The 24,897-nt window shown below is 71.3% G+C and carries 24 protein-coding genes; 11 read left to right on the top strand and 13 right to left on the bottom strand.

What is annotated here, in order from left to right:
* Window position 1: 1 nt before the first annotated feature.
* Entirely contained in the window at window positions 2–373 is a 372-nt protein-coding gene (locus tag HAV40_RS32235) for a PIN domain-containing protein (protein WP_166388004.1), read from the bottom strand.
* A 15-nt stretch (window positions 374–388) separates the two neighbouring features.
* Complete coding sequence (locus HAV40_RS32230; protein ID WP_166388002.1) at window positions 389–1,048, bottom strand: FadR/GntR family transcriptional regulator; 660 nt, start codon at window positions 1,046–1,048, stop codon at window positions 389–391.
* A 98-nt stretch (window positions 1,049–1,146) separates the two neighbouring features.
* Here HAV40_RS32230 and HAV40_RS32225 point away from each other — a divergent pair, with 98 nt between their 5' ends.
* From HAV40_RS32225 to HAV40_RS32215, 3 genes are all read left to right on the top strand, one after another.
* Window positions 1,147–2,439 (top strand): CynX/NimT family MFS transporter, encoded by a 1,293-nt coding sequence (locus tag HAV40_RS32225; protein ID WP_166388077.1) that lies wholly within the window; start codon window positions 1,147–1,149, stop codon window positions 2,437–2,439.
* Between the two features lie 52 nt (window positions 2,440–2,491).
* Entirely contained in the window at window positions 2,492–3,688 is a 1,197-nt protein-coding gene (locus tag HAV40_RS32220) for a multidrug effflux MFS transporter (RefSeq protein WP_166388000.1), read from the top strand.
* Between the two features lie 181 nt (window positions 3,689–3,869).
* Window positions 3,870–5,036 carry a low temperature requirement protein A gene (locus HAV40_RS32215; protein WP_166387998.1) on the top strand — a complete coding sequence of 389 codons (1,167 nt, stop codon included), beginning with the start codon at window positions 3,870–3,872 and terminating at the stop codon, window positions 5,034–5,036.
* Between the two features lie 7 nt (window positions 5,037–5,043).
* On the opposite strand, the gene HAV40_RS32210 is transcribed toward HAV40_RS32215, so the two are convergent.
* On the bottom strand, window positions 5,044–5,832 hold the full coding sequence (locus HAV40_RS32210) for an enoyl-CoA hydratase/isomerase family protein (RefSeq protein ID WP_239086986.1): 789 nt from the start codon (window positions 5,830–5,832) through the stop codon (window positions 5,044–5,046).
* A 57-nt stretch (window positions 5,833–5,889) separates the two neighbouring features.
* On the opposite strand from HAV40_RS32210, the gene HAV40_RS32205 reads away from it, so the two are divergent.
* Complete coding sequence (locus HAV40_RS32205; RefSeq protein WP_239086985.1) at window positions 5,890–6,264, top strand: Mth938-like domain-containing protein; 375 nt, start codon at window positions 5,890–5,892, stop codon at window positions 6,262–6,264.
* A 7-nt stretch (window positions 6,265–6,271) separates the two neighbouring features.
* Here the strand turns inward: HAV40_RS32205 and HAV40_RS32200 are convergent, their stop codons facing one another.
* Together HAV40_RS32200 and cspE are read right to left on the bottom strand one after the other, a co-directional pair.
* Window positions 6,272–7,066 carry a maleylpyruvate isomerase family mycothiol-dependent enzyme gene (locus HAV40_RS32200; RefSeq protein WP_166387992.1) on the bottom strand — a complete coding sequence of 265 codons (795 nt, stop codon included), beginning with the start codon at window positions 7,064–7,066 and terminating at the stop codon, window positions 6,272–6,274.
* Window positions 7,067–7,149: 83 nt separating this feature from the next.
* Complete coding sequence (gene cspE / locus HAV40_RS32195; RefSeq protein ID WP_155375677.1) at window positions 7,150–7,353, bottom strand: transcription antiterminator/RNA stability regulator CspE; 204 nt, start codon at window positions 7,351–7,353, stop codon at window positions 7,150–7,152.
* Window positions 7,354–7,654: 301 nt separating this feature from the next.
* Here cspE and HAV40_RS32190 point away from each other — a divergent pair, with 301 nt between their 5' ends.
* Entirely contained in the window at window positions 7,655–9,220 is a 1,566-nt protein-coding gene (locus HAV40_RS32190) for a glycoside hydrolase family 10-like protein (protein WP_203672024.1), read from the top strand.
* A 186-nt stretch (window positions 9,221–9,406) separates the two neighbouring features.
* On the opposite strand, the gene HAV40_RS32185 is transcribed toward HAV40_RS32190, so the two are convergent.
* The 3 genes from HAV40_RS32185 to HAV40_RS32175 form a co-directional block, all read right to left on the bottom strand.
* Window positions 9,407–10,945: a GGDEF domain-containing protein gene (locus HAV40_RS32185; RefSeq protein WP_166387990.1), complete on the bottom strand. Its 1,539-nt coding sequence runs from the start codon at window positions 10,943–10,945 to the stop codon at window positions 9,407–9,409.
* 105 nt (window positions 10,946–11,050) lie between these two features.
* Window positions 11,051–12,622 carry an amino acid permease gene (locus tag HAV40_RS32180; RefSeq protein WP_166387988.1) on the bottom strand — a complete coding sequence of 524 codons (1,572 nt, stop codon included), beginning with the start codon at window positions 12,620–12,622 and terminating at the stop codon, window positions 11,051–11,053.
* Between the two features lie 217 nt (window positions 12,623–12,839).
* Window positions 12,840–13,109 (bottom strand): hypothetical protein, encoded by a 270-nt coding sequence (locus HAV40_RS32175; protein ID WP_166387986.1) that lies wholly within the window; start codon window positions 13,107–13,109, stop codon window positions 12,840–12,842.
* A 203-nt stretch (window positions 13,110–13,312) separates the two neighbouring features.
* Here HAV40_RS32175 and HAV40_RS32170 point away from each other — a divergent pair, with 203 nt between their 5' ends.
* From HAV40_RS32170 to HAV40_RS32160, 3 genes are all read left to right on the top strand, one after another.
* Window positions 13,313–14,152 carry a nitrilase-related carbon-nitrogen hydrolase gene (locus HAV40_RS32170; RefSeq protein WP_166387984.1) on the top strand — a complete coding sequence of 280 codons (840 nt, stop codon included), beginning with the start codon at window positions 13,313–13,315 and terminating at the stop codon, window positions 14,150–14,152.
* Window positions 14,153–14,163: 11 nt separating this feature from the next.
* A complete protein-coding gene (gene hydA / locus HAV40_RS32165) occupies window positions 14,164–15,570 on the top strand; it encodes a dihydropyrimidinase (protein ID WP_166387982.1) in 1,407 nt (468 codons plus the stop codon).
* Window positions 15,571–15,670: 100 nt separating this feature from the next.
* Window positions 15,671–16,675, top strand: coding sequence for a TIGR03842 family LLM class F420-dependent oxidoreductase (locus HAV40_RS32160; RefSeq protein WP_166387980.1), 1,005 nt, complete (start codon window positions 15,671–15,673; stop codon window positions 16,673–16,675).
* A 6-nt stretch (window positions 16,676–16,681) separates the two neighbouring features.
* On the opposite strand, the gene HAV40_RS32155 is transcribed toward HAV40_RS32160, so the two are convergent.
* The 5 genes from HAV40_RS32155 to HAV40_RS32135 all read right to left on the bottom strand — a co-directional run bounded on the left by HAV40_RS32155 (window position 16,682) and on the right by HAV40_RS32135 (window position 21,593).
* Window positions 16,682–17,431, bottom strand: coding sequence for a tRNA(His) guanylyltransferase Thg1 family protein (locus tag HAV40_RS32155; protein WP_166387978.1), 750 nt, complete (start codon window positions 17,429–17,431; stop codon window positions 16,682–16,684).
* Between the two features lie 2 nt (window positions 17,432–17,433).
* Entirely contained in the window at window positions 17,434–17,901 is a 468-nt protein-coding gene (locus HAV40_RS32150; RefSeq protein ID WP_166387976.1) for an ATP-binding protein, read from the bottom strand.
* A gap of 366 nt (window positions 17,902–18,267) precedes the next feature.
* On the bottom strand, window positions 18,268–18,768 hold the full coding sequence (locus tag HAV40_RS32145; RefSeq protein ID WP_166387974.1) for a universal stress protein: 501 nt from the start codon (window positions 18,766–18,768) through the stop codon (window positions 18,268–18,270).
* Window positions 18,769–18,780: 12 nt separating this feature from the next.
* Window positions 18,781–20,346 (bottom strand): MDR family MFS transporter, encoded by a 1,566-nt coding sequence (locus tag HAV40_RS32140; RefSeq protein WP_166387972.1) that lies wholly within the window; start codon window positions 20,344–20,346, stop codon window positions 18,781–18,783.
* Between the two features lie 101 nt (window positions 20,347–20,447).
* A complete protein-coding gene (locus HAV40_RS32135) occupies window positions 20,448–21,593 on the bottom strand; it encodes an alkane 1-monooxygenase (protein ID WP_166387970.1) in 1,146 nt (381 codons plus the stop codon).
* An 81-nt stretch (window positions 21,594–21,674) separates the two neighbouring features.
* Here HAV40_RS32135 and HAV40_RS32130 point away from each other — a divergent pair, with 81 nt between their 5' ends.
* The 3 genes from HAV40_RS32130 (at window position 21,675) to aroA (ending at window position 24,888) form a co-directional block, all read left to right on the top strand.
* Complete coding sequence (locus HAV40_RS32130) at window positions 21,675–22,283, top strand: TetR/AcrR family transcriptional regulator (protein WP_203672011.1); 609 nt, start codon at window positions 21,675–21,677, stop codon at window positions 22,281–22,283.
* 110 nt (window positions 22,284–22,393) lie between these two features.
* Entirely contained in the window at window positions 22,394–23,542 is a 1,149-nt protein-coding gene (locus HAV40_RS32125; RefSeq protein ID WP_166387968.1) for a serine hydrolase domain-containing protein, read from the top strand.
* Window positions 23,543–23,607: 65 nt separating this feature from the next.
* Entirely contained in the window at window positions 23,608–24,888 is a 1,281-nt protein-coding gene (gene aroA / locus HAV40_RS32120) for a 3-phosphoshikimate 1-carboxyvinyltransferase (protein WP_239086984.1), read from the top strand.
* Window positions 24,889–24,897 lie beyond the last annotated feature (9 nt).

The following is a 24,897-nucleotide window of genomic DNA, read 5'->3' as shown; positions in this document are numbered from 1 at the left end:
GCTAGGCGACAGGCGGTACTGAGATCCGCTGCTGCTTCAGCTGCGGCACCAACCGGGCGGCTGTCTCGTAGTCGGCGTCCTCGTGCAGGACGGTCAGCTTGAGTCGGATCGCCGTGGCCGCGACAAGGTAGTCCGCCACAGAAAGGCCCTGGTGCGCACTGTGTTGGGCCAGTTCGCGGCGCAGCGTCGCAACGATGTCCCATACGTCGTCCGGGACGGGCACCCACGGATACGCCAACCGCAGGCTCTCCTCGATCCGGGCATACGCCTTCGCGTCGGCGATCGCCAACCCCTCCGTCATGACCGGATCGCAGATCGCGACCAGGCCGCGGGTCACCGGCTCGTGCCATGCCGCGTCGACCTGCCGACGCATACACGACCGGGCAAGCTATGCGACCTCCAGGAAGGCCCCGGCGGCGCGGGCGGCGCGGTCGGGGTCGGCGGCGCGGATGGCTTCGACGAGGTCGTCGTGGGTGACGTACTTGTCGGGGGTGAGGGTCTCGCCGATCTGCTGGCTGAGGCTGGCGCGCAGCGCGCCGCCGAACGACGCGTACAGCTCGGCGAGCATGGCGTTGTGAGCCGCGGCGACGATCGCGACGTGCAGGTCGGCGTCTGCGGCCACGAACGCCGCCGCGTCGCCGGAGCGCCACCGCTGCTCGCGCAGGGCCAGCAGGGCGTCCAGCCGCTCAAGGTCGGCGGACGTACGCCGGACCGCTGCCAGCCGGGCCGCCTCCACCTCGAAGGCGCGGCGCACCTCGACGGCCTCGGCGACCTCGGCCGCGGCCAGCCGCCGGGCGACCACGCCGGTGAGCTCGTGGGTGGCGGTGACGTAGGTGCCGGAGCCCTGGCGGCACTCCAGTACACCGGCGTGCACGAGGGCGCGTACCGCCTCGCGGACCGTGTTGCGGCCCACACTCAGGGCGGCGACCAGGTCGGGTTCGGTGGGGATGCGGCTGCCGACCGGCCACTCACCGCTGGCGATCTGCGTGCGCAGTTGCTCGATCACCTGGGGCACCAGGGTCTGGCGTGACGTGGAACGCAGTGTCATTGCTTACATCTCCGGTCCGAAATTCATCCCATGATTCTACGATCGGAGGTATGCCACCGCCAGTCACCGCCGTCGAAACGCCGCCGATCGTGTCGCCGATGATCGCACCCCGGGTGACGCCGCCGACACCGGCCGTGCCCGCACCCCGCTCCGCGGTGCTGATCCTGGTCGGCATCCTGCTGGTCGCGCTCAACCTGCGCGCCGCGATCACCAGCCTCGGCGCGCTGCTCGACGAGGTGACCACCGGCCTGCACCTGTCCGGCACCGTCGCGGGCGTCATCACCACGCTGCCCGCGCTCGCGTTCGCGGCGTTCGGCGCGTTCACACCGTGGCTGGCCCGGCGCTTCTCCCCGGCCCGCATCCTGGTCGGCGCGATGGGCCTGCTGGCGGTCGGCCAGCTGCTGCGGGCGGTCAGCGGCTCGCCCTGGACCTTCGTGCTGACCAGCGCCATCGCGCTGGCCGGTATCGCCATCGCGAACGTGCTGCTGCCAGTGCTGGTCAAGGAGCACTTCCCGCACCGGTCCGGGCTGATGACCGGCGTCTACTCGATGACCCTGATCCTCGGCACGACCACCGCGTCGGCGGCGTCGGTGCCGATCGCGCACGCCTTCGGCGACTGGCGGGCCGGGCTGGGCGTCTGGGCGCTGCTGGCCGCGGTCGCGGTGCTGCCCTGGCTCGGTCCCGCGCTGCGGCGCAAACCGCGTTCGACCGGCGGCACGACCCCGGTGACGGCGCGGGTGCGGCCCGCCCGGACCCGGCTGGGCTGGGCGATGGCGATCTACTTCGGCGCGCAGTCGCTGAGCGGGTACGCCACCATGGGCTGGCTGGCGAAGATGTTCCGCGACGCGGCGTTCACGCCCACCGACGCCGGGCTGCTGCTGGCCGGGGTGACCGCGGTCGGGGTGCCGTTCGCGCTGCTCATGCCGACGCTGGCCGGAAAGCTGCGGGACCTGCGGCCGCTGGTGCTGCTGATGTCCGCTGCCATGATCGCCTCCTACCTCGGCCTGGCGCTGGCGCCGCACGCCGGGGCGCTCGCGTGGGTCGCCCTGCTGGCGTTCGGCCAGGCCGCGTTCCCGCTGGCCCTGGCGATGATCGGGATGCGGGCGCGGACCGGCGAGGGCGTCGTGGCGCTGTCGGCGTTCGCGCAGAGCACCGGTTACCTGATCGCCGCGCTCGGACCGCTGCTGGTCGGCGTGCTGCACGAGCTGACCGGCGGCTGGCAGCTGCCGCTCGGCTTCCTGATCGCCGCCGCAGTGGTGCAGGCGTTCGCCGGGCTGGCCGCCGCGCGGCCCCGTTACCTGGAGGACGAGGCCGGGCTGGTGAACGACGTGCAGCCGCGCGTCACCGGGGTCGATGTCCGCACCGGTCGCGCCGCCGCGACCGGGTCATGACCACGGTCACAAAGATCCCGGCCTGGTGGCGCGGGATGGTTGGGTAAGGACCGTGACCCCCGCGCCAGCCCAGCGACGCACCCTGATCCTGGTCCTCGGCAGCATGTCCGCCTTCGGCGCGCTGTCGTTCGACATGTACCTGCCCGCCTTCCCCACCATCGCGGACGACCTGCGGGTGACCCCGGCCGCCGTGCAGCTCACCCTCACCATGGCGCTGATCGGCATCGCGCTGGGCCAGTTCGTGATGGGGCCGCTGTCGGACCGCTGGGGACGGCGGCGGCCGATCATCGCGGGCACCGTGCTGTTCTTCGTGTCCTCCGCGCTGATCACCGTCGCGCCGAACATCGAGACGATGACCGCGCTGCGTCTCGCCCAGGGTTTCGCGGGCGGCATCGGGATCGCGATCTCCCGCGCCGTGGTGCGCGACCTGTACTCCGGGGCCGAGGCCTCGCGCTTCTTCTCCCGGCTCACGCTGGTCTTCGGCGTCGCGCCGGTCATCGCACCGACCATCGGCGCGGCGGTGCTGGAGTTCACCAGCTGGCGCGGCGTGTTCGCGCTGCTCGCCCTGTACGGGCTGGTCATGGTCTGGGTCGGCTGGCGGTTCCTGCCGGAGACGCTGCCCGTCGAGCGCCGCCGCACCGGGGGGCTGGCCGAGGTCGGCCGCGGCTTCAAGGTGCTGGCCGCCGACCGCCGGTTCTGGGGCTACACCGCCGCGCAGGGGCTGACCTTCGCCGGGCTGTTCGCCTACCTGTCCAGCGGCTCGTTCGTGCTGCAGGAGGTGTACGGCGTCTCCGCGCAGGCGTACGGCCTGATCTTCGGGTTGAACTCGCTCGGCCTGGTCGCGGTCGGGCAGCTCAACGCGCGCCTGGTCGGGCGGCGGACCCCGCGCGCGCTGCTGTTCTCGGCGCTGGCCGGGGCCGTCGCCGCGGGCGTGCTCATGATCGGCGGCGCGGGGCTGCACAGCCTGACCATCGTGGTCGCCATGCTGTTCGTCTACATCGCCAGCCTGGGCATGGTCGCCCCGAACAGCACCGCGCTGGCGCTGGACGGCCACGCGCAGATGGCGGGCACCGCCGCCGCGCTGATGGGCGCGGTGCAGTCGGTGATCGGGGCGATCGCCGGGCCGATCGTGGCCGCGCTGGGCGCGTCCAGCGGGATGCCGATGGCCGCGGCCATGTTCGGCTTCGCCGCCCTGTCGGTGCTCACCGCGACCGTGCTCACGCGCCCCGGACAGCCGAAACTCGCCTGATCGGGGCTTGACGGACGGGTCCGGCGTGCGGCAACATGGGAGCGCTTCCATCTTCTGATGTCTATGCGTCAGGCATCACCCCTCCGGTGTGGACCGGGGCCCGGCGCCGCACGCGCGCCGGGCCTCGAGGGCTTCGCGATCCCGCCCACGCCGCGTGATCCACCGGCGGTAGCCTGCGAACATGGCCGACGCGCGGACGATGCTCCACCGACCCATGATCTCCCGCTCGCCCGACGAGCCGCACCGCGCCGCCACCCCGCTCGAACTCTTCTTCGACCTCTGTTTCGTGGTCGCCGTCGCGCAGGCCGCCACCCAGCTGCACCACGCGATCGGCGAGAACCACATCGGCCAGGGCGTGCTCGGCTTCGCCATGGTGTTCTTCGCGATCTGGTGGGCCTGGGTCAACTTCAGCTGGTTCGCCTCCGCGTACGACAACGACGACGTGGCGTACCGGCTCACCACGCTGGTGCAGATCGCGGGCGCGCTGATCCTGGCCGCCGGAGTGCCCCGCGCGTTCTCCGACGGCGACTACCAGCTCATCACGCTCGGCTACGTGGTGATGCGGCTGGCCATGGTCACCCAGTGGCTGCGGGTACGCCGCGACGACCCGCCGCGCCGCGCCACCGCCACGCGTTTCGCCGCCGGCATCGCCCTGGTCCAGCTCGGCTGGGTGCTCCGGCTCCTGCTGCCGCCGCAGTGGGGCATCGGCTCGTTCCTGGTCCTGGTCGTATGCGAGCTGCTGGTGCCGATCTTCGCCGAACGCGGCAGGCCGACCCGCTGGCACCCGCACCACATCGCCGAGCGCTACAGCCTGTTCACGCTGATCGTGCTCGGCGAGTCGGTGCTGGCGGCGACGGTCGCCATCCAGGCCGCGTCCGGCACCGGCTACACGACCGCGCTGATCTGGCTCGCCGCGGCGGGACTGGTCATCGTGTTCGCGATGTGGTGGCTCTACTTCGACCGCTCCGCGCACGACCTGCTGACCTCGTTCCAGCGCGCCTACCGCTGGGGATACGGCCACTACTTCATCCTGGCCTCGGCCGCCGCGGTCGGCGCGGGGCTGGCCGTGGTCGCCGACCACGACACGCACATGTCGCACGTGTCCGGGGTGGTCGCCGCGTACGCCGTCGCCGTGCCCGTGGCCGTCTACCTGCTCAGCCTGTGGCTGCTGCAGGTCTGCCCGCACCACCGCGGGCTCGTCGTGTACGCCTTCCCGGTCACCGTCGTGCTGGTGCTGCTGGCCCCGTTCACGCCCGCCCCGATCCAGGTGATCGCCGTACTGCTGGCCGCGCTGGTCGCCGTCGTGGTCCTCGCCGGCTCCCGGCCCGGCCCGGCCGACGCCGACTGACCCGGTGTCAGTGCGGGGACCAGCGGAAATCGGGGGTACGGCGCTCGACGAAGGCGGCGATGCCCTCGGCCGCCTCACCGGAGTCGGCCATCTGGCGGTGCCAGTAGGACGCGCGGGTGTCGTCGTGGTGGCCGTCCCCGGACATCGTGACGATCTCCTTCGCGGCCACCTGCGTCAGCAGCGAGCGCGCGGCCAGCGTCGTGGCGAACGAGGCGACCCGGTCGGCCAGCCGGTCCGCCGGGTGCAGCTCGTCGACCAGGCCGGTCCGCAGCGCCCGGTCGGCGTCGATCAGTTCGGCGGAGTAGAGCAGGTGCTTGGCGGCCGACGGGCCGATCAGCGACACCAGCCGCCGGGTCGTCGGCGCGGGATACACGATGCCCAGCCGGGCCGGGGTGACCCCGAAGCGGCTGCCTTCGGCGGCGAAGCGCAGGTCGCAGGCGACCGCGAGCTGGCAGCCGCCGCCCACGCAGTCGCCTTCGATCCAGGCCAGGGTCGGCTTCGGAAACCGGGCCAGCCGCTCCTCGGCGAGCACCGCGAGGCTGCGGTCGCCGTCGGCGATGAGCCGGTCGACCTCGGTGATGTCGGCCCCGGCGCAGAACGTGCCGCCGGCCCCGGTCAGCACCAGCACCCGTACGTCCGGATCGCCCGCGAGTTCGTCGAGCAGTTCCGGCAGCCGGGCCCACATGTCGTTGCTCATGGCGTTGCGCCGGGCCGGGTTCACGATCCGGATCGTCGCGACGTGCCCGGCCAGTTCCAGGTCCAGGCGAGGCGGTGCGGCGGCGGTCGGCTCGGTCACCTGGCGGCCTTTCTGCGGGGGTACGGCGGGCGGGTGCATCGTGCCACAATGCCGAACGTGGACGAGCGGAGATCGCCGAAGGTGCTGTCGCTGACGTGGGGCGAGATCGAGGTCGAGGGCGTGGGCCGGGTCAGGGACGCGGCGCTGTTCCCCGGCGGCGGCGGCCCGTGGGACTGGAACGTCACCGGCACCAGGCACTCCCCCGGCATCCAGCCCGCCGACGTCGAGCCGCTGCTGGCGGCGGGCGCGACCACGGTGGTGCTGTCGCTCGGCCAGCACGAGGCGCTCGATGTGATGCCGGAGACCGAGGACCACCTCGACGAGCGGGGCATCGACGTGCACGTCGCGGAGACGCGGGAGGCGGTGCGCGTCTACAACCTGCTGGCCGACGCGGGCGTACGGGTCGGCGCGCTGCTGCACTCGACCTGCTGACCGGGGCTCAGCCCATCGACACGCGCGTCAGCCAGCCGTCGAGCAGTTCGCGGTCGCCGTGTACGTGGACCTGCGCGAAGTCGAGCGGCAGCCGCCGGTAGAGGATCAGCAGCAGCTCGGTCAGCGGCGCCTGCAGCGCCACGTCGGCCTTGGCGTGGCCGTGCCGCCAGGTGACGCCCTGCTCGCCGAGCGCGATGAGCCATTCGGCGTCCAGGCCTTCGACGGTGTCGGTGGCGTGCAGGTGGATCGTGCGCGGGGGGCCGAACAGCTCGGGCAGGTTCTTGAACACCCGCGTGCCCAGCAGCGGGTCGGTGGCCAGCTCCAGCAGCTCGTCGACGGCGTCGGCGGCCAGGTCGGGCGCCAGGGTGTACCCCGCGCCGGTGGTCAGCGCCGCGTCCGCGCGGTGCACGAGGATGTCGCAGGCGGCCCGGCGGGCCCAGAAAGTCAACGTCTGCGGCATGCCGAAGATCTCGGCGATGTCCTGACCGTCACGTTCGTGCAGCGTCCGGGCGTACGCGTCCGCGCCGCCCTGCATCCAGGTGGTCAGCGTGTCCGGGTCGTCGGTGTCGGGCACCCCGGCGCGGGTGGGGTCGCCGATCGCCGGGCGTGGACCGGGTTCGCCGCGCACGGCGGCATCGGTCATGTGCACATTGCCGCCGACGTGGCGGACCAGGTCGGCCAGTGTCCAGTCCGGGCAGGTCGGCACCTTCGCGCTCAGGTCGTCGCCCGGCAGGACCTCACGCAGCAGCGCGGTCTGGGCGGACACCTCGTCGCAGTACCGGTCATAGGTCAGCCGTGCCATGACACCAACCTAGCCGTCCCCGGGCCGGACCGGCTGCGGGTACGCGGTGAGCGGAGTCCGCTCACCGCGTACCCGCATTATCGTCAGACCGGGCGGATGTTAGCCGCCTGCGGGCCCTTCTGGCCCTGGGTGATCTCGAACTCGACCCGCTGGTTCTCGTCGAGGCTCCGGTAGCCGTTGGACTGGATCGCGGAGAAGTGCGCGAACACGTCCGCTCCGCCGCCGTCCGGGGTGATGAAGCCGAAGCCCTTTTCCGCGTTGAACCACTTCACGGTGCCGACAGCCATGTCAGATACTCCTTGGTGAGGCTGCGAGTCCACTCCGTGTGGACTCTTTCGCCTCCCGCACCGCGCCAATGCGGACAGCGCCCGGGTCGTTTCTCGGGCGCTTCGGTATACGGGAGGACGAGGTTATAACTCGTGGAATGTAACACGCACGCGCACACGAACTGCGCCGATAATCGCCGTGTCGCCCCCGCGTGTCACGGATCGACGGCGGAAGATCGATAAATCTTTACGGACAAGTGTCTTCCTGCGAAACTTTCCGACACACCCGGGCCGGGTGCCGGACAGATCGACAGGAGACACCGTGCGAGCCAGACGGATCATGGTGATGCTGCTGACCACAGCCGTGCTGACCAGCGCGGGCTGCGGGCAGGCCGCCGCCCCGCCGGACGCCCTCACCCCCGCCGCGGCGGCGACGGCGGCCGACGGCTGCCCGCTCGGCGAGGCCCCCAAACGCTCCCTGCGCGGGCTCTGGATCGCCTCCGTGGTCAACATCAACTGGCCGTCGGCGACCGGCCTGACCCCGGCCCAGCAACAGGCCGAACTGCGCTCCCTGTTCGACCGGGCCGCCGGGCTGCGGTTCAACGCGGTGTTCCTGCAGGTGCGGCCCACCGCCGACGCGTTCTGGCCGTCGCCGTTCGAACCGTGGTCGCAGTACCTGACCGGCACCCAGGGCGTCAGCCCCGGCTACGACCCGCTCGGCTTCGCGGTCAGCGAGGCGCACGCCCGCAACCTGGAACTGCACGCCTGGTTCAACCCGTTCCGGGTGTCCATGCAGGCCGACGTCAACCAGCTCGTGGCGAGCCACCCGGCCCGCCGGCACCCGAACTGGGTCGAGACCTACGACGGCCGCCTCTACTACAACCCCGGCGTGCCCGCCGCACGCCAGCACAGCGCCGACGCCATCATGGACGCGGTCACCCGCTACGACCTCGACGGCGTGCACTTCGACGACTACTTCTACCCCTACCCGGCCGCCGGGCAGACCTTCGACGACGCCGCCGAGTTCGCCGCGTACGGGTCCGGCAGCACGCTCGGCGACTGGCGGCGCGGCAACGTCGACGCCTTCGTGCAGACCCTGGCCACGCGCATCAAGCAGGCCAAGCCGCACGTGCGCTTCGGGATCTCCCCGTTCGGCATCTGGCGCAACCAGGCCACCGACCCGCTCGGCTCGGCGACCAACGGGCTGCAGTCCTACGACGCCATCTACGCCGACACCCGCAAGTGGGTCAAGCAGGAGTGGATCGACTACGTCGCGCCCCAGCTGTACTGGACGATCGGCTTCCCGGCCGCGCCGTACGACGCGCTGGTGCCCTGGTGGGCGCAGACCGTCGCGGGCACGCGCGTGCAGCTCTACATCGGCCAGGCCGCGTACCGGATCGGCGGGGACACCGACCCGAACTGGGGCGACGCCGCCGAGATGCCCGACCACCTGCTGCTCAACCGGCAGCACCCCGAGGTCGCCGGGGACATCTACTACTCGATCGAGGAGTTGCTGGCCAACCCGCTCGGTTTCGCCGACCGGCTGCGCGAGGACTTCCACGCCCACCCCGCGCTGGTCCCGGTCTCGCCGATGGTCCCCGGCACGGCTCCGGCGGCACCCGGCGCGGTGACCGCGTCACGGGTCTCCGGGGGCGTACGCCTGACCTGGTCCGCCGGTGGCGGGGCCGCACCCGCCTACTACGCCGTGTACCGGGCCGACGGCGCGGGCTGCGGCATCGAGGCCGGTCGCAACCTGCTCGCCACGGTGCGCGGCGGCACCGCGTACACCGATCCCACGCCCCCACCGGTCGGCCAGGTCACCTACTACGTGACCGCCCTGAACCGCACCCACCACGAGAGCACCCCCCGCGGCACGACCCTCCAGTAACCCCACCACACCCGCCACGGCAACCCCACACCGCACCGCACTTTGCATAGACGTTGGCCTATCTGAATGAGTTCGATCATCGAAAAGTCATCCAGATAGGCCAACGTCTATTTAGGACGGGGCGGGCGAGGCGGCGGGGCGGCGGGGCGGGCGGGGCGGCGTGGGCGAGGGGCGGAAGCGGGTGGGTCAGGCGGGGCGGAGGGCGCGTTTTTCGCGGTAGAGCTCGGTGTCGGCGGCGCGGACGACGGCGTCGAGGTCGCCGCCCGCGGGCAGGGACGCCCAGCCCATGCTCATGCCGACGGGAGTGCCGGGGACCAGGGCGTCCCAGTCCTCCCCCACCACGGAAGCGGTGATGCGGCCACCGACCTCGCGCGCCTCGGCCAGCCCGGTGTCGGGCAGGATGACCATGAACTCGTCGCCGCCGAACCGGGCGGGCAGGTCCTGGCCGCGTACGCTCTGCGCCAGCAGCCCGGCGATCCGCTGCAGCACCAGGTCGCCCGAGCTGTGCCCGTGGGTGTCGTTGACGGCCTTGAAGCCGTCCAGGTCGATCAGGCCGACCGCCGCGTCGGCCCCGCGAGCCGCCAACTCGGCGGCGAACGCCTGGATGCGGCGCCGGTTGGGCAGGCCTGTCAGCGGGTCGCTCATCGCCGCGTCGGCGTGCTCCTGGGCGATCTGGCGCAGGCGGTCCTGGTCGAGGCGGGCGTTGACGCTGTCGATGTAGCGGTCGCGCAGCGTGCCGTCGTCGCGGGTGATGATGCGCAGCATGGCCCGTTCGGCCTCGATCGCGCCCGCGTGGTCGCCGAGGCGCGACAGCGCGATCGAGCGCAGCCGGTGCGGTTCGGCCTCGCCGAGCCACGCCCCGACCGCCGCGGGCTGCCCGAGCAGGCGCAGCGCCTCGTCGGGCCGGTCGTCGGCGATCGCCTCGCACACCGCGGTCAGGTATACGACCTGGGAGAACGACTGGTCGGGGCTGTCCGGCGTGGTGCCGCCGGGGACCGGCTCACCGCCCGCGGGGCGTTGACCGAGCACGGCCAGCCGGGCGGCGGCGTAGCGCAGGTACGTGCGGTCGGAGACGGTCAGGTCCGGCTCGGCGGTACGGCCGAAGGTCACGACCTCCCACAGCTCGCGTACGCAGTCCTCGGTCATCGCCTGGTGGTCGCGGGCCACCGCCGAGCGCACCAGCGTCTCCAGGCAGGCGCAGTTGGCCTCGGCGATGCCCGCGGCCACGCACACGCGCCGCCCCGCCCGCATCGCCTCGACAGCCTTGGCGTGGAAACCCATCGCCGAGTACGTCACCGACATGTCGTGCCAGGTGCTCACCGCGGCCTGGTTGGCCTCGGTCATGCCGCGCAGCACCCGCTCGGCCTGCACCAGGTTGCTGACCGCGGTGCTCATCGACCCGTCGGCGAACGCGGCGTACGCGGCGAGCACGTGGTATTCGCCGGACAGCCGCGGGCTGTGGTGGCCCGCCTGGCGCAGCAGCTCGGCGATCCGGTCGAGCAGCGGCGCGGGGCGCGCGCCACCGCCCTGGTTGAGCAGGCCCGCGACCTTCTCGATCAGGGCCTGGGCGACCCGCAGTGGATCGCCGGACTCGGCGATGATGCGGTCGGCGAGCGCGATGGCCTCAGCCGACCGGCCCGCCACGAGCAGGTCGCGGAACGTCACCCACTCCGCGGACAGCTGGTCGCCGTGCGCGCGGGCGGGCGGATCGTCTCGCCTAGCCACACCTCATTCCACCTTCTTCAGCCACCGCCCGACGGCCATTCCCCGCGCGGCGTCCCGGCCCGTCCGGGCCGCGCGACAGCGTGCACTGCCGCGCGGCCTGGGCGGTCAGTCCAGTGCCGCTACCGGGGCGTCGGCGGTCACGACCCCGGCGGGGAGATCCACAGTACGCCGGGGTCCGGTGAACCACTTCCGCGCGGACACGATCCACCACACCCCGATCAGCAGCATCACCGTACCGACCGCGATCGGCGCGTAGTTCACCGCGGACCAGTCGAACCCGTCGCTGAACGGAACCCCGGCCGGCACGGTCGGCAGGATGAAGTACACCGAGATGATGATGATCTCGATGGACGCGATCCAACCGAGCACCTTGTAGCGCCTGCCCAGTGTCCACGGGCCCGGCTGGAAGCTGTCACCGGCCTTGAGCCGCAGCATGATCGGAATGAGGAAGGCCAGGTAGAGGCCGATCACCGCGACCGAGACGACGGCGTAGAAGGCGATCGGGGCACCGTTCTTCTGGTACAGCGCGGGCAGGGTGAGCAGGCCGCCCGCCACGCATCCGGCGACCACGGCCCAGACGGGGGTGCCGTTGCGGTCGAGCCGGGTCCACAGCCGCCAGCCGGGGACGGCCCCGTCGCGGCTGAACGCGTACATCATCCGCGACATCGACGTCACGCAGCTCATACCGCAGAAGAACTGCCCGACCGTGGAGATGATGATCACGGCTTTGAAGAAGCCGGACGACAGCGCACCCTGGAGCAGCACGCCGACGAAGCCGTAGCCCTCGGTGACCGCGCCCGCGTCCTGCACCGCGAACAGGAACGCCAGCAGCAGGATCCAGCCGCCGATCGCCGAGTAGAAGATGGACCGCCACAGCGCCTTGGCCGCGTTCAGCGCCGCCCCGCGGGTCTCCTCCGCCACGTGCGCACAGGCGTCGAACCCGGTGATCGTGTACTGCGTGAGCAGGCCGCCCAGGGGCAGCACGTACAGCCAGAAGCCCAGGCCCGCGGTGCTGCCGCCGTTGAAGCCGTTGCCGTTGATCGTCTCGGTGAAGACGAACGACGGGCTCTGGTGACTGGTCGGCACCACGATCAGGATGGCCACGATCGCTGCCGCGCCGAACACGTGCCACCAGACCGAGATGTCCTGCAGCCGGGCGATGATCCGCGCCCCGAAGACGTTGATCAGCGCGTGCAGCACCAGGATGCCCAGGAACAGGTAGAACGCCTGGGTGAAGGTGCCCGCCCAGCCGGACACCGTGTTGGCCAGCACCAGGTTGAGGAAGGTCGCGCAGCCGTAGTCGACCGACGCGGTCACCGCGACCAGGCCGATCAGGTTGAACCAGCCGGTGAACCAGCCGTGCACCGGCCGCCCGAGTTTCGCGGCCCACCAGTAGATGCCACCAGCGGTCGGGTAGGCCGAGACCAGCTCGGACAGGCACAGCCCGATGATCAGGATGAACGCGGAGATGATCGGCCAGCCCCAGGAGATGGCGACCGGGCCGCCGTTCATCCAGGCCTGGCCGAACGTGGTGAAGCAGCCGGCCAGGATCGAGATGATCGAGAACGAGATGGCGAAGTTGGAGAAGCCGCTCCACCCACGGTGCAGTTCCTGCTTGTAGCCGAGTTCGGCTAGTCGTGCGGCGTCACTGTCTGCTGTCTGCGCGGGATCACTCATGGCTGCCCCTTCTGGCGCTCGACGATGCCCGAGTCTCCAGCCATCCAGCGACATATGGCAATACACCGTTCCGCTGAGCACCCCCGCCCACCCGAAGGAAGGGCACCTTCCCATCGCCCGCGTCCGAAGATCGCTATTTGCGGTCGCCAGGTGCGGTCCGAGCGCAGGTATCGACCGCAAACGGCGATCATCACCGGGCCGTGGCCGCGCGGTCCGGCTACACCGCGCCGGTGATGATCAGGTTGTAGAGCTCGATGACTTTGTAGCCGAGGTAGAAGGCGATCGCCACGGCGAGCAGCCAGGCGACCACGGCGTACGTGCGCGGGAAGCGGCGCGACACTCTGGGCCGGTCGCGCACCAGCCGCCAGGCGCCGCCGCACCACCACTGCCTGCCCAGCCACTGGGAGACGCGCCAGTACAGAGTGGTGCGCACCGGCTCGGCGTCCTTACGCATCCACTCGGGCAGCGATGAGCTTTCTCGAGTCATGGCGCGACATTCTTCCGGCGCGAGCCGCCGCCCGCAGCCCCATTACCCGCCACCAGCGCTTTCATCCCGCGACCCGGCCGCGCACACGATACTTCGCGGTATTGGCGCAGAATATGCTTTCTTATCCGGCACGTCGGGACACACCGGCGCACTTCGCCTGGTTACCTGGAGTACCGGCTCAACAGGCTCGCAGGAGGTGCCCCATGTCGCGCGTGATCCGTGCCGCGCTGGTCCAGACGACCTGGACCGGTGACAAGGAATCCATGATCAAGGCGCATGAGGAGTACGCGCGCCAGGCTGCCGCGCAGGGCGCGAAGGTGATCTGTTTCCAGGAGCTGTTCTACGGCCCGTACTTCTGCCAGGTCCAGGACGCGCAGTTCTACTCCTACGCCGAGTCGATCCCCGGCCCGACGACCGAGCGGTTCCAGGCCCTGGCCCGTGAGCTGGGGATGGTGATGGTCCTGCCGATGTACGAGCAGGAGCAGCCCGGGGTGCTGTACAACACCGCGGCGGTCGTCGACGCCGACGGCTCCTATCTCGGCAAGTACCGCAAGACCCACATCCCGCAGCTCAAGGGCTTCTGGGAGAAGTTCTACTTCCGCCCCGGCAACCTCGGCTACCCCGTGTTCGACACGGCGGTGGGCAGGGTCGGGGTGTACATCTGCTACGACCGGCACTTCCCCGAAGGCTGGCGGGCACTCGGGCTCAACGGCGCGCAGATGGTGTTCAACCCGTCGGCGACCAGCCGGGGCCTGTCGTCGTACCTGTGGCAGCTGGAACAGCCCGCGTCGGCGGTGGCGAACGAGTACTTCATCGGGGCGATCAACCGGGTCGGGATCGAGGACCTGGGCGACGACGACTTCTACGGCACCTCGTACTTCGTCGACCCCGAGGGCAGGTTCGTCGGCGAGACGGCCGACGCCCACCAGCCCGAACTGGTGGTGCGTGATCTGGACCTGGGGCTGCTGGAGACGGTGCGCGACCGGTGGCAGTTCTACCGTGACCGCCGCCCGGACGCCTACGGCCCGCTGACCCAGGCCTGAGGGGACACGGCGTGTATCTGCTGATCAAAGGCGGGACGGTGGTCACCGCGACCGGCGTACACCCCGCCGACGTGCTGGTCGAGGGCGAGAAGATCGCCGGGCTGTTCTCCCCGGACAGCACCCCGCCGGTCGAGGGCGCACAGGTGATCGACGCGAGTGGCAAGTACGTCATCCCCGGCGCGGTCGACGTACACACCCACATGGAGCTGCCGTTCGGCGGCACCGCCGCGTCTGACACCTTCGAGACCGGCACCCGTGCGGCCGCGTTCGGCGGCACCACCACGATCGTCGACTTCGCCGTGCAGCGCACCGGCGAACGCGTCCCGGACGGCCTGGCCGCCTGGCACGCCAAAGCCGACGGCAACTGTCATGTCGACTACGGCTTCCACATGATCATCGGTGGGGTCGACGACGAATCGCTCAAAGCCATGGACACCCTCGTCGACACCGAGGGCATCAGCAGCTTCAAACTGTTCATGGCATACCCCGGCGTGTTCTACAGCGACGACGGCCAGATCCTGCGCGCCATGCAGAAAGCCCGCGACAACGGCTCAATGATCATGATGCACGCCGAGAACGGCATCGCCATCGACGTCCTCATCGGCCAAGCCCTCGCCCGCGGCGAGACCGCCCCCGTCAACCACGGCCTCACCCGCCCGGCCGAACTCGAAGCCGAAGCCACCCGCCGCGCCATCTCCCTAGCCCACGTCGCCGGAGACACCCCCCTCTACATCGTGCACCTGTCCGCCTCCCAGGCCCTGCAAGCCGTCGCCGCAGCCCGCGACACCGGCCGCAACGTCTTCGCCGAAACCTGCCCCCAGTACCTCTACCTCACCCTCGAAGACCAACTCGGCGCACCAGGCTTCGAAGGCGCCAAATGGGTCTGCTCCACCCCCCTGCGCTCCAAGCACGAACCCCACCAACGCGACCTGTGGCAAGGCCTGCGCACCAACGACCTCGCCATCGTCTCCACCGACCACTGCCCCTTCTGCTTCAAAGACCAGAAGGAACTCGGCCTCGGCGACTTCTCGAAGATCCCCAACGGCATCGGCGGCGTCGAACACCGCGTCGACCTGCTCTACCAGGGCGTCGTCGACGGCAAACTGTCCCTGGAACGCTGGGTCGAAACGATCGCGACGACCCCGGCGCGCATGTTCGGCCTCTACCCCCGCAAGGGCGTACTAGCCCCCGGCTCCGACGCCGACATCGTCGTCTACGACCCGAACGGCCGCACCCGCATCAGCGTCGAGACCCACCACATGAACATGGACCACTCCGCCTACGAGGGCTACGAGATCGCGGGCAAGGTCGACACCGTCATCTCCCGGGGCACCGTCCTCGTCGCGAACAACGAGTTCCACGGCCACAAGGGCCACGGCCGCTACCTCCCCCGAGGCCTCTCCACCTATCTGCAATAAGGAAGGGCACCTTCCCATCGCTCCGCGTGTCGGAAGGGCACCTTTCAACCCTCCACCAGCGACAACCAGGCATGACGTCAGCTCGAAAGGAAAGCGCACAGTGGACATCGGGGTCGTCTTCCAGCTGGACCCGCCCGCGCGGCGAGTGATCGAGCTGTCGCAGCGGGCCGAGGCGGCCGGGTTCAGCCACGTGTGGTCGTTCGACTCGCACCTGCTCTGGCAGGAGCCCTACGTCATCTACAGCGCGATCCTCGCCGCCACCGAACGCGTCATCGTCGGCCCGATGGTCACCAACCCCGGCACCCGCGACGTCACCGTCACCGCCAGCACCTTCGCCACCCTCAACGAGCTGTACGGCAACCGCACCGTCTGCGGCATCGGCCGCGGCGACTCCGCCCGCCGCACCCTCGGCCTGCCACCCGTCGACATCGCGCACCTGCGCGAGGCCGTCGGCGTCATCCGCGCCCTGGCCAACGGGCGGGAGGCGACCCACCGGGGCATCGAGATGCAGCTGCCGTGGGTCAAGGAGTCGGCACTGGAGGTGTGGGTCGCCGCGTACGGCCCCAAGGCGATCAAGGTGACCGGCGAGGTCGGCGACGGCTTCATCCTGCAGCTCGCCGACCTCGACATCACCGAGTGGATGATCAAGCACGTACGCCGCGCCGCCGAGCAGGCCGGGCGCGACCCGTCGACGGTGAAGATCTGCGTCGCCGCGCCCGCGTACGTCGGCGACGACCTGGCCCACCAGCGTGACCAGGTGCGCTGGTTCGGCGGCATGGTCGGCAACCACATCGCCGACATCGTCGCCCGCTACGGCGACCACGGCGCGGTCCCGCACGCGCTCGCCGAGTACATCAAGGGCCGCCAGGGCTACGACTACGCCGAGCACGGCCGCGCCGACAACGCGCACACCGCGTTCGTCACCGACGACATCGTGGACCGGTTCTGCGTCCTCGGCCCCGCCCAGGCCCACATCGACAAACTCACCCGCCTCAAGGAGCTGGGCGTCGACCAGTTCGCCCTCTACCTCCAACACGACGACATGGACCACACCCTGGCCGCGTACGGCGAAACGATCATCCCGGCGATCCGGGCGCTGGGGTGACTCCGGTCAGCCGACGGCCAGGAGCTCGACTAGTGCCCGGTACGCGTCCTTCATGGGCAGCTCGCGGTCGACGCGGATGCGGCGGCGGGTCGCGGTGACGTCGACGCCGCGCACCGGGTCGTGGCCAGGCCGCTCGTAGGTCTCCCACCACAGCCCGATGCCGCGCCGCTGCCACGCGGGCAGCTCGCTGAAGTTGATCCCGTGCTGGTAAAGCAGTTCGTTCTTGTCCGAGGTCGTCGCACCGTTCAGGGCACGCGTGGCCCGCGACCGGCTCTGTCCTGCTTTGCGCAGCGTCCAGTAGCACCAGCCGTTGAGCGCGCACCGGGCCGCGTCGGCCTGCCGCCAGGAGAAGTAGTCGGCCACGTCGTCGACGGACACACCCAGCCAGATCCGCGAGTCGAAGTGCGCCGGCATGCCTGCGGCGTGCGTGAACGTCGCGCTGGCGATACCCGCCGAGATCGAGACCAGTTTCTCGACGCCGCGCCCGAACAGGTCGAAGCCGGGCGGCAACAGCAGCGAGATCTCGTCGCTCTCGGTGTACGCGTACCGTGCCCCGAGCTCGGTGAGCAGTGCTGTCGCGGTATCGACCATGTGCCCGCTGAAGCGCTCGTCGAAAGGCTTGTCGAAGTGCTGCTCGGTGAAACTCGAGAAGCCGCGCCCGTCGAGCCGCAGCACCGTCCAGGCACCGGGCAGCAGGGTCAGCCCGTGGAAGTACTCCCGCGCCCGCTGCGCCGCCTCGAACTCGTCCGCGTCCACCGTCACCGCTCCTCTGCCAGCACCTCGGCGCGGAATCCGCCCGCCCCGTCGAAACAGACCGTGTACAGCCGGTCGAACCCGTCCTCCAGCCGCGGCCGACGTAGTTCGCGCTGCACAGCGCGCAGCCCGGCGTCCGGCACGCGGGTGCGCTCGTCGCGGGCGGCGTTGCGGGCCGCCGACCCCGCCGGGTCGGGCGGGAACCAATATCCGCTCACTACCGCGCTGTGCTCGCGCGCTGCTGCGATGAGCGGCTGCCACTGTGCCGGAGACGGGTTGGTGTTGTCGACCACCACGCTGTGCCCGGCCGCGAGTGCCTCGTCGATCAGCCGCATCTGCCGACGCTGCCGATGGCGGGCGTTGGGGAAGTCGTCCTTGCTGACCACGACCCGGCCGTCGGCCAGCACCGTCCGGCAGAACGTGCTCTTGCCCGACGCCTGCAGCCCGATCAGCACCGCCAGCTCTAGCGCCATCTCAGCACTCCGGGCCGGGCACAGGCACGACGACATCCCACCACGGCAGGCCAGGCAGGATGTTCATCTGCGAGAGTGTGCCCGACCCCGCAGCAGCGCCGCCACCGGGTAACGGGTCCTCACCGCACCTCGGCGGCGTTGCGGTTGCGTGGGCGCCGGGCCGTCGACGGCCCACGGTGGCGGGCCCAACGTCCGGAGCGTCGTGGCACGCAGAGATCCTGACGGGCTGGATCCAGCGGCGGCACTGGCCCGGACCGGCGTCGGCACCGCTGGCGGCACCGGCACAGCAGGGACGACAGCACCGCGAGCAGTCCGGCCGTCAGCGCACCGCAGGGCACGTCCGGCACCTCCCTCGCGCCCCCGGCTTCACGGCACGACCACCACCGGCCAGCGCCCCAGCCGGACAAGCTGGGTGGCGACCGAGCCGACGAACCAGCGCCCGCTCTGCCGGGACGCCCCGATCACCAGCAGGTCCGCTTTCACCTGGTCGGCGGTCGCCCGCAGCTCGGTACACGGGTCACCGGCGCAGACCAGGAACGTGGTCGGCACGCCCGCCTCCTCGGCGAGGAGCCGCACCTCGCGGCGCAGCTCGTCGGCCAGCTCCCCGCGGGTCTCCACGACCGCGGTCGCCGCCTCGGCGTAGACGGCCGAGACGAGGCCGACGGGTTCGCCGACGAAGACCACCACGAGGCGGCAGCGCTGGCGGCGGGCGAGGCCCGCGGCGTACGCGGCGGCGTGGTCGGCGGTGCGGCTGCCGTCGACGCCGACCATGATGACGCGCGGGCCGTCGGTGCCGCGTTCGAAGTGGTGGCGCAGCGCCGCCGGGCCGTAGTGCTCGGCGGCGCGCGCCCCGTCGGGGGTGTCCATGGGCGGTGCTGGTCAGACCTTGGCCAGCGCGGGCTCGGGCTCGGTGGCGGGCAGGTCGACGCTGGACCGCAGCGTGATCCTCGGCAGAGCCAGGGCGGCGATGACACCGACTACGCCGATGATGGCGGACACCAGAAAGATGTGGCCGGTGGCGTCGCCGTACGCCTCGCGCACGATCGCCTGGGCGGCGGGTGGCAGGGCCTTGAGGTTGAGCGAGCCGCCGCCCGCCCCGGCGGGCAGGCCCGCTGCCGTGAGGTGGTCGAGGATGGTCGTCTTGACGCGTTCGGCGAGGATCGCGCCGAGCACGGAGACGCCGATGGTGCCGCCGAGCGAGCGGAAGAAGGTGACCGCGCCGGTGGCCGCGCCGAGGTCGGCGAGCGCGGCCGTGTTCTGTACGGCGAGCACGAGGTTCTGCATGGTCATGCCGACGCCCGCCCCGGCGAGCAGCATCCCTGCGGCGATGAAGGCCAGCGGGGTGTCGTGGTCGATGAACGACAGCCCGGCGAAGCCTGCGACCAGCACGATCGCGCCGGTGACGATGTACGGCTTGACCTTGCCGGAGGTGGTGACCATGCGGCCGGTGACGGTGGAGGAGATCAGCACGCCGAGCATCATCGGCATGGTGAGCAGGCCTGCCTCGGTGGGCGTGTAGCCGCGGCCGACCTGGAAGTACTGGCCGAGGAAGACCGCGCCGCCGAACATGGCCATGCCCACGGCGAGGCTGGCGAGGATGGCCAGGGCGGGCACCCGTTGCCGGATCACGTCCAGCGGCACGACGGGGCGCTCGGCGCGGCGTTCGACCTGTACGGCCAGGGCGAGCACGACCAGCGCTGACAGCACCATGGCGGTGGTCTGCCAGGACAGCCAGGCGAACGCGTTGCCGACGAAGGAGACCCAGATCAGCAGGGTGCTCACGCCGACGGCGATCAGCCCGGCCCCGAGGTAGTCCACCTTGCCCTTGGACCGGGCGCCCGCCGGCAGGTGCAGGGTGAACTGCAGCAGGACGAACGCGATGAGCGCGATGGGTACGCCGATGAAGAAGCACCAGCGCCAGCCCAGCCACGAGGTGTCGACGATCAGCCCGCCGAGCAGCGGCCCGGCCAGGGTCGCCACGGCCATGACGCCGCCGAGGTAGCCGTTGTAGCGGCCGCGCTCGCGGGGCGGGATCATCGCGGCGATCACGATCTGGACGAGGGCCTGCAGGCCGCCGACGCCGATGCCCTGGAACGCGCGCGCGGCGATGATCTGCGGGGTGTCCTGGGCGAATCCGCTGATCAGCGAGCCGAGCACGAAGATGCCGATGGCGATCTGGACGAGCAGCTTCTTGCTGAACATGTCGGCCAGGCGGCCCCAGACCGGGGTGGTCGCGGTCGCGGCGAGCAGCGTGGACGTGACGACCCAGGTGTACTGCGTCTGGGTGCCGTTGAGCTCGCCGACGATCCGCGGCAGGGCGGTCGACACGATGGTCGAGCTGATCATGGCGACGAACAGCACGAGCAGCAGCCCGCTCAGGGACTCCAGGATCTCGCGGTGGCTCATGCGTTCGGGTGGGGACATGGTCGGGGAGGTGGTGCTCATGCAGGCAGCGTCGCACAATCTTGCCTAGTGCGCAAAATTACACTGCACGCAACTATGCCGTGACGGCACGAATTCTCGGTGAGCGTCCATCGAGGACCGCGTCACCCCGCAGGCCGCGGGTGACGCGAGCGCAGGCGGGCCAGCGCGGGCGGGTGCACGTTCGCGGCGCTGAGGTCCTGTTCGTAGTGGGCGAGCACGCGCCGGTCCATGACGTGGCGCCACAGCGGCGGCAGCAGCGCCACCACGACCATCGTGGCGTATCCGGCGGGCAGCTGCGGCGAGCTGTCGAAGCTGCGCAGCACCTGGTAACGGCGCAGCGGGTTGGCGTGATGGTCGCTGTGTCGCTGGAGCTGGAACAGGAAGACGTTGGTGACGATCCGGTCGCTGTTCCAGCTGTGCCGCGCGTCGACCTTGTCGTAGCGGCCGCTGCCGTTGCGGGGGCGGGCCAGCCCGTAGTGCTCCAGGTAGTTCACGACCTCCAGCAGCGAGAAGCCGACCACGGCCTGCGCGGCCAGCAGCGGCAGCACCACCGGCCCGAACCCGGCGGTCAGCGCCGCGGACAGGACCGCCGTCATGACCCAGGCATTGAGCACGTCGTTGCGCCAGGTCCACGGGGTGCGCCCGCGCAACCGGAAGCGCGCGCTCTCCAGCCGCCAGGCCGAACGCAGGCTGCCCAGCACCGTACGCGGCAGAAAGGCCCAGAAGCTCTCGCCCAGCCGCGCGCTGGCCGGGTCCTCGGGCGTGGCCACCCGCACGTGGTGGCCGCGATTGTGCTCGACGTGGAAGTGCCCGTACCCGGTCGGCGCGAGCGCGATCTTCGACAGCCAGCGCTCCAGGCGCTCGCGCTTGTGGCCCAGCTCGTGCGCGGTGTTGATGGCGATGCCGTTCACGACGCCGATGCTGAGCACCAGGCCCACCGCCCCGAACGGGCTCAGCCCGCCGCGTGCCCACACCGCGCAGCAGGCGGCCAGCGCCGCGTACTGCAGGGGCAGGTAGAGGTAGGTCAGCACGCGGTAGTAGCGCGAGCGCTGCAGCGCGGCGGCGACCTCCTCGGGCGGGTTGTGCCGGTCGTCGCCGACGAACAGGTCGACCAGCGGGATGAGGACGAACACGACGGCCGGGGTGAGCCACCAGCCCCACGCGTGCCCGCTGTGCGCGATGGCCAGGCCCTGGAAGGGCAGCGTGGGCACGACCAGCGCCGCGGGCCAGAGCCAGCGGCGGGGGTCGCGCCAGGTCGCGTCGCTCATGGTCGCCTCCGAGGGGGTGTACGCCGAGAATCGCACCCGCATCGACTGTTGACAATCACGGGTATTTCGTAAAGTCATGGGATGACAGGAACCCTGTTCCCCCTGGCCCGGCCGGATCGGGACAGCACGCGGGCCGCGATCGTGGCCGCCGCCCGCGAGCTGACCGTCGCCGGAGGCTGGGCGCGGGTGCGCATGGCGGGCGTCGCCGAGCGGGCCGGGGTGAGCAGGCAGACCGTCTACAACGAATTCGGCGGCCGGGCCGGGCTGGCCGACGCGCTCGCCGACGCCGAGATCGCGCTGTTCACGGCGGGCGTACGCCGGGAGCTGTCCGCGCACGGCCCGCACGTGCGGGCGGCGGTCGCCGCGGCGGTGCGGTTCGCGCTGGCCGAGGCGGCGGCGAACCCGCTGATCCGGGTCATCCTGACCGGATCGCGCGACGGCGCGGACCCGCTGCTGCCGTACCTGACCACCCGGTCCGACGTGGTCATGGCCGCCGCGGCGGTGCCGCTGCTGGAGTGGGCCGGCACGCACCTGCCCACGGTGGAGCCCGGCGCGCTGGCGTTCGCCGCGGAGACGGTCATCCGCCTGGCGGTGAGCCACGTCGTGCTGCCGCTGCGCCCGGCCGAGCAGACCGCCGACGCGCTCGCCGGGCTCGTGGTGCTGCTACTCGGCGCGGAGGCACCCCGCTGATCGGGTACACGCCCTGGCGTTTTGTCCACGTTAGGGGTACGTCGCCGGTAAACTGAGCCCGACAGCTGTGCCCCGGACGGGCTGCGCCCCGAAAGGACGGGGGAACGGGTGTGAAGACCTGGCACATGGTGGCGGCGCTGGCCGCCGCGGCCGTGCTGACGCTGACCATCGGGCTGTTCCCGGCCCGCGCGGCGGACGCGGACGGCTGCCCGCAGGCGGCGTTCGGCTTCACCGCCGACGAACGCGACCGGATGCACGCCGCCGTCACCAACGCCCGCGCCGACGCGCAGGCACCGGGGATCACCGCCGGGGTGTTCGTGCCCGGCCGTGGCACCTGGATCTGCGTGGTCGGGGTGTCCGATCAGGAGACCAGCCGGGCCATGAACGCCGCCGACCGGTTCCGGGTCGGCAGCATCACCAAGACGTTCACCGGCACCGCCGTGCTGCAACTGGTCGAGCGCGGGCTGATCGGCCTCGACGAGCCGCTGAGCCGGTACGTCGACTGGCCCGACGGCAACGCGATCACGATCCGCCAGCTGCTGAACATGACGGCCGGGGTCTACAACTACACCGAGGACCCGGAGTTCATCAAGCGCTACCAGGCCGATCCGGCGGGCTCGTTCGGTCCGCGCGACGCGCTCGACATCGCCCGCAACCACGAGCCGTACTTCCCGCCCGGCCAGGGCTTCCACTACTCCGACACGAACTACATCCTGCTGGAGACGGTCGTCGAACGGGTCACCGGCCGCTCGATCGGCGACTGGATCTCCCAGGAGATCGTCGGCAAGCTCGGCCTGGACGCCACGAACTACCCGAGCACCAACGCGCTCGAGCCGCCGTTCGCGCGCGGCTACGACGAGATGCCCGACCCGGGCGACGGCGCGACGCTGCGCGACGTCACCGAGTCCAACCCCGGCTATGCCGGAGCCGCCGGGGCGATGGTGTCCAACCTGCGCGACCTGAGCGTCTGGGCCGCCGAGCTCGCCGACGGGGCACTGATCAGCGACCGCCTGCAGCGTGAGCGGCTGCGGACGGTGCCGCTGGCCGAGGGCGCGGACGTGTCGTACGGGCTGGGCATCGCCGACTGGGGCGGCTGGCTCGGCCACAACGGCACGATCCTCGGCTACAACACGGCGATGTTCTACCTGCCGGACACCAAGGCGGTCATCGTGGTCGAGGTCAACCGCTCCGGCCTGGACACCGACCACGCGACGCCGCTGTTCGGCGCGCTCGCGAAGATCCTCTACCCGGACCGGTGACCCCGGTGATCTCAGTGCGTGGTCACGGGCGGTGAGCGAGACGGCGGCGGCGCATACTGGCGGCCGTGTCTGAGATATCGCTGCCGTCCGTGATCGCACTGTCGCCGGTGGAGCAGCCGCCGGACACCACGGTGCGGCTGCCCGGGTCCAAGAGCATCACCAACCGGGCGCTGCTGTGCGCGGCGCTCGCCGAGGGCGAGAGCACGCTGAGCGGGGTGCTGTTCGCCGACGACACCCGGGCCATGCTGGGCGCGGCCGCCGCGCTGGGCGCGCAGGTCACGGCCGACGAGGCGGCCGCCACGGTGACGGTGCGCGGCAGCGATCCGCGCGAGGCGAGCCGGCCGGTGTCGGTGTACGCCAACCAGTCCGGCACCACCGCCCGCTTCGTGCTGCCCGCGCTGGCCCTGCGTACGGCGCGGGGGGTGCTCGACGGCGACGCCCAGCTACGGGCCCGCCCGTTCGGGCCGCTGGTCGAGGCGCTGCGCTCGCTGGGCGCGCGGGTCGAGGAGCCCGCCGAGGCCGGACGGCTGCCGCTGGCGGTCACCGGCCCGGTGCACGGCGGCCGGGTCCCGCTGCCGGGCCACCTGTCCAGCCAGTTCCTGTCCGGGCTGCTGATGGCCGGGCCGCTGATGCGCGACGGGCTGGCCGTGGAGCTGACCTCACCCCTGGTGTCGGTGCCGTACGTGACCATGACCGCCGCGGTGATGGCCGCGTTCGGCGTGCAGGCCGACGGGCTGGGCGTCGCCCCGGGCCGCTACCGCGCGACGGAGTACGCGATCGAGCCTGACGCGAGCGCCGCCTCGTACTTCCTGGCCGCGGCGGCGATCACCGGCGGGCGCATCACCGTGGCCGGGCTGGGCACGGGCAGCCTGCAGGGAGACGTGCGCTTCGCCGACGTGCTGGAGCGCATGGGCGCGCGGGTGTCCCGGTCGGCCGCGGGCATCACCGTGACCGGCGGCGGGCAGCTGCGCGGCGTGGACGTCGACATGGCCGACATCTCCGACACCGCGCAGACCCTGGCCGCCGTCGCGGTGCACGCCGACGGCCCGACCCGGGTGCGCGGTATCGGCTTCATCCGCGAGAAGGAGACCGACCGGCTCGCCGCGGTCGTCACCGAGCTGCGCCGGGCGGGCATCGACGCCGAGGAGCACGACGACGGGTTCACCATCCGACCGGGACGGCCCGCACCGACGCGCTTCGACACGTACGGCGACCACCGGATGGCGATGAGCCTGTCGCTGCTCAGCCTGCGCTCGCCCGGCATCGAGATCGACAACCCGCGCTGTGTGGCGAAGACGTACCCGGGTTTCTTCGCGGACCTGTCGCGGGTCACCGCCCGAGCGTGAAGGATCAAC

Source organism: Catellatospora methionotrophica (assembly GCF_011297335.1).
Lineage (GTDB): Bacteria > Actinomycetota > Actinomycetes > Mycobacteriales > Micromonosporaceae > Catellatospora > Catellatospora methionotrophica.
Note: the sequence above shows the minus strand (reverse complement) of the source record. Positions and strands in the feature narration are given on the sequence as shown.

Bases quoted from the DNA above. Each gene is read 5' to 3' on its own strand.
- HAV40_RS32235 (WP_166388004.1), bottom strand. From the start codon at position 373: ATGCGTCGGCAGGTCGACGCGGCATGGCACGAGCCGGTGACCCGCGGC.
- HAV40_RS32230 (WP_166388002.1), bottom strand. From the start codon at position 1,048: ATGACACTGCGTTCCACGTCACGCCAGACCCTGGTGCCCCAGGTGATC.
- HAV40_RS32225 (WP_166388077.1), top strand. From the start codon at position 1,147: ATGATCGCACCCCGGGTGACGCCGCCGACACCGGCCGTGCCCGCACCC.
- HAV40_RS32215 (WP_166387998.1), top strand. From the start codon at position 3,870: ATGGCCGACGCGCGGACGATGCTCCACCGACCCATGATCTCCCGCTCG.
- HAV40_RS32200 (WP_166387992.1), bottom strand. From the start codon at position 7,066: ATGGCACGGCTGACCTATGACCGGTACTGCGACGAGGTGTCCGCCCAG.
- cspE (WP_155375677.1), bottom strand. From the start codon at position 7,353: ATGGCTGTCGGCACCGTGAAGTGGTTCAACGCGGAAAAGGGCTTCGGC.
- HAV40_RS32180 (WP_166387988.1), bottom strand. From the start codon at position 12,622: ATGAGTGATCCCGCGCAGACAGCAGACAGTGACGCCGCACGACTAGCC.
- HAV40_RS32175 (WP_166387986.1), bottom strand. From the start codon at position 13,109: ATGACTCGAGAAAGCTCATCGCTGCCCGAGTGGATGCGTAAGGACGCC.
- HAV40_RS32170 (WP_166387984.1), top strand. From the start codon at position 13,313: ATGTCGCGCGTGATCCGTGCCGCGCTGGTCCAGACGACCTGGACCGGT.
- HAV40_RS32150 (WP_166387976.1), bottom strand. From the start codon at position 17,901: ATGGCGCTAGAGCTGGCGGTGCTGATCGGGCTGCAGGCGTCGGGCAAG.
- HAV40_RS32145 (WP_166387974.1), bottom strand. From the start codon at position 18,768: ATGGACACCCCCGACGGGGCGCGCGCCGCCGAGCACTACGGCCCGGCG.
- HAV40_RS32140 (WP_166387972.1), bottom strand. From the start codon at position 20,346: ATGAGCACCACCTCCCCGACCATGTCCCCACCCGAACGCATGAGCCAC.
- HAV40_RS32135 (WP_166387970.1), bottom strand. From the start codon at position 21,593: ATGAGCGACGCGACCTGGCGCGACCCCCGCCGCTGGCTCTGGCCCGCG.
- HAV40_RS32130 (WP_203672011.1), top strand. From the start codon at position 21,675: ATGACAGGAACCCTGTTCCCCCTGGCCCGGCCGGATCGGGACAGCACG.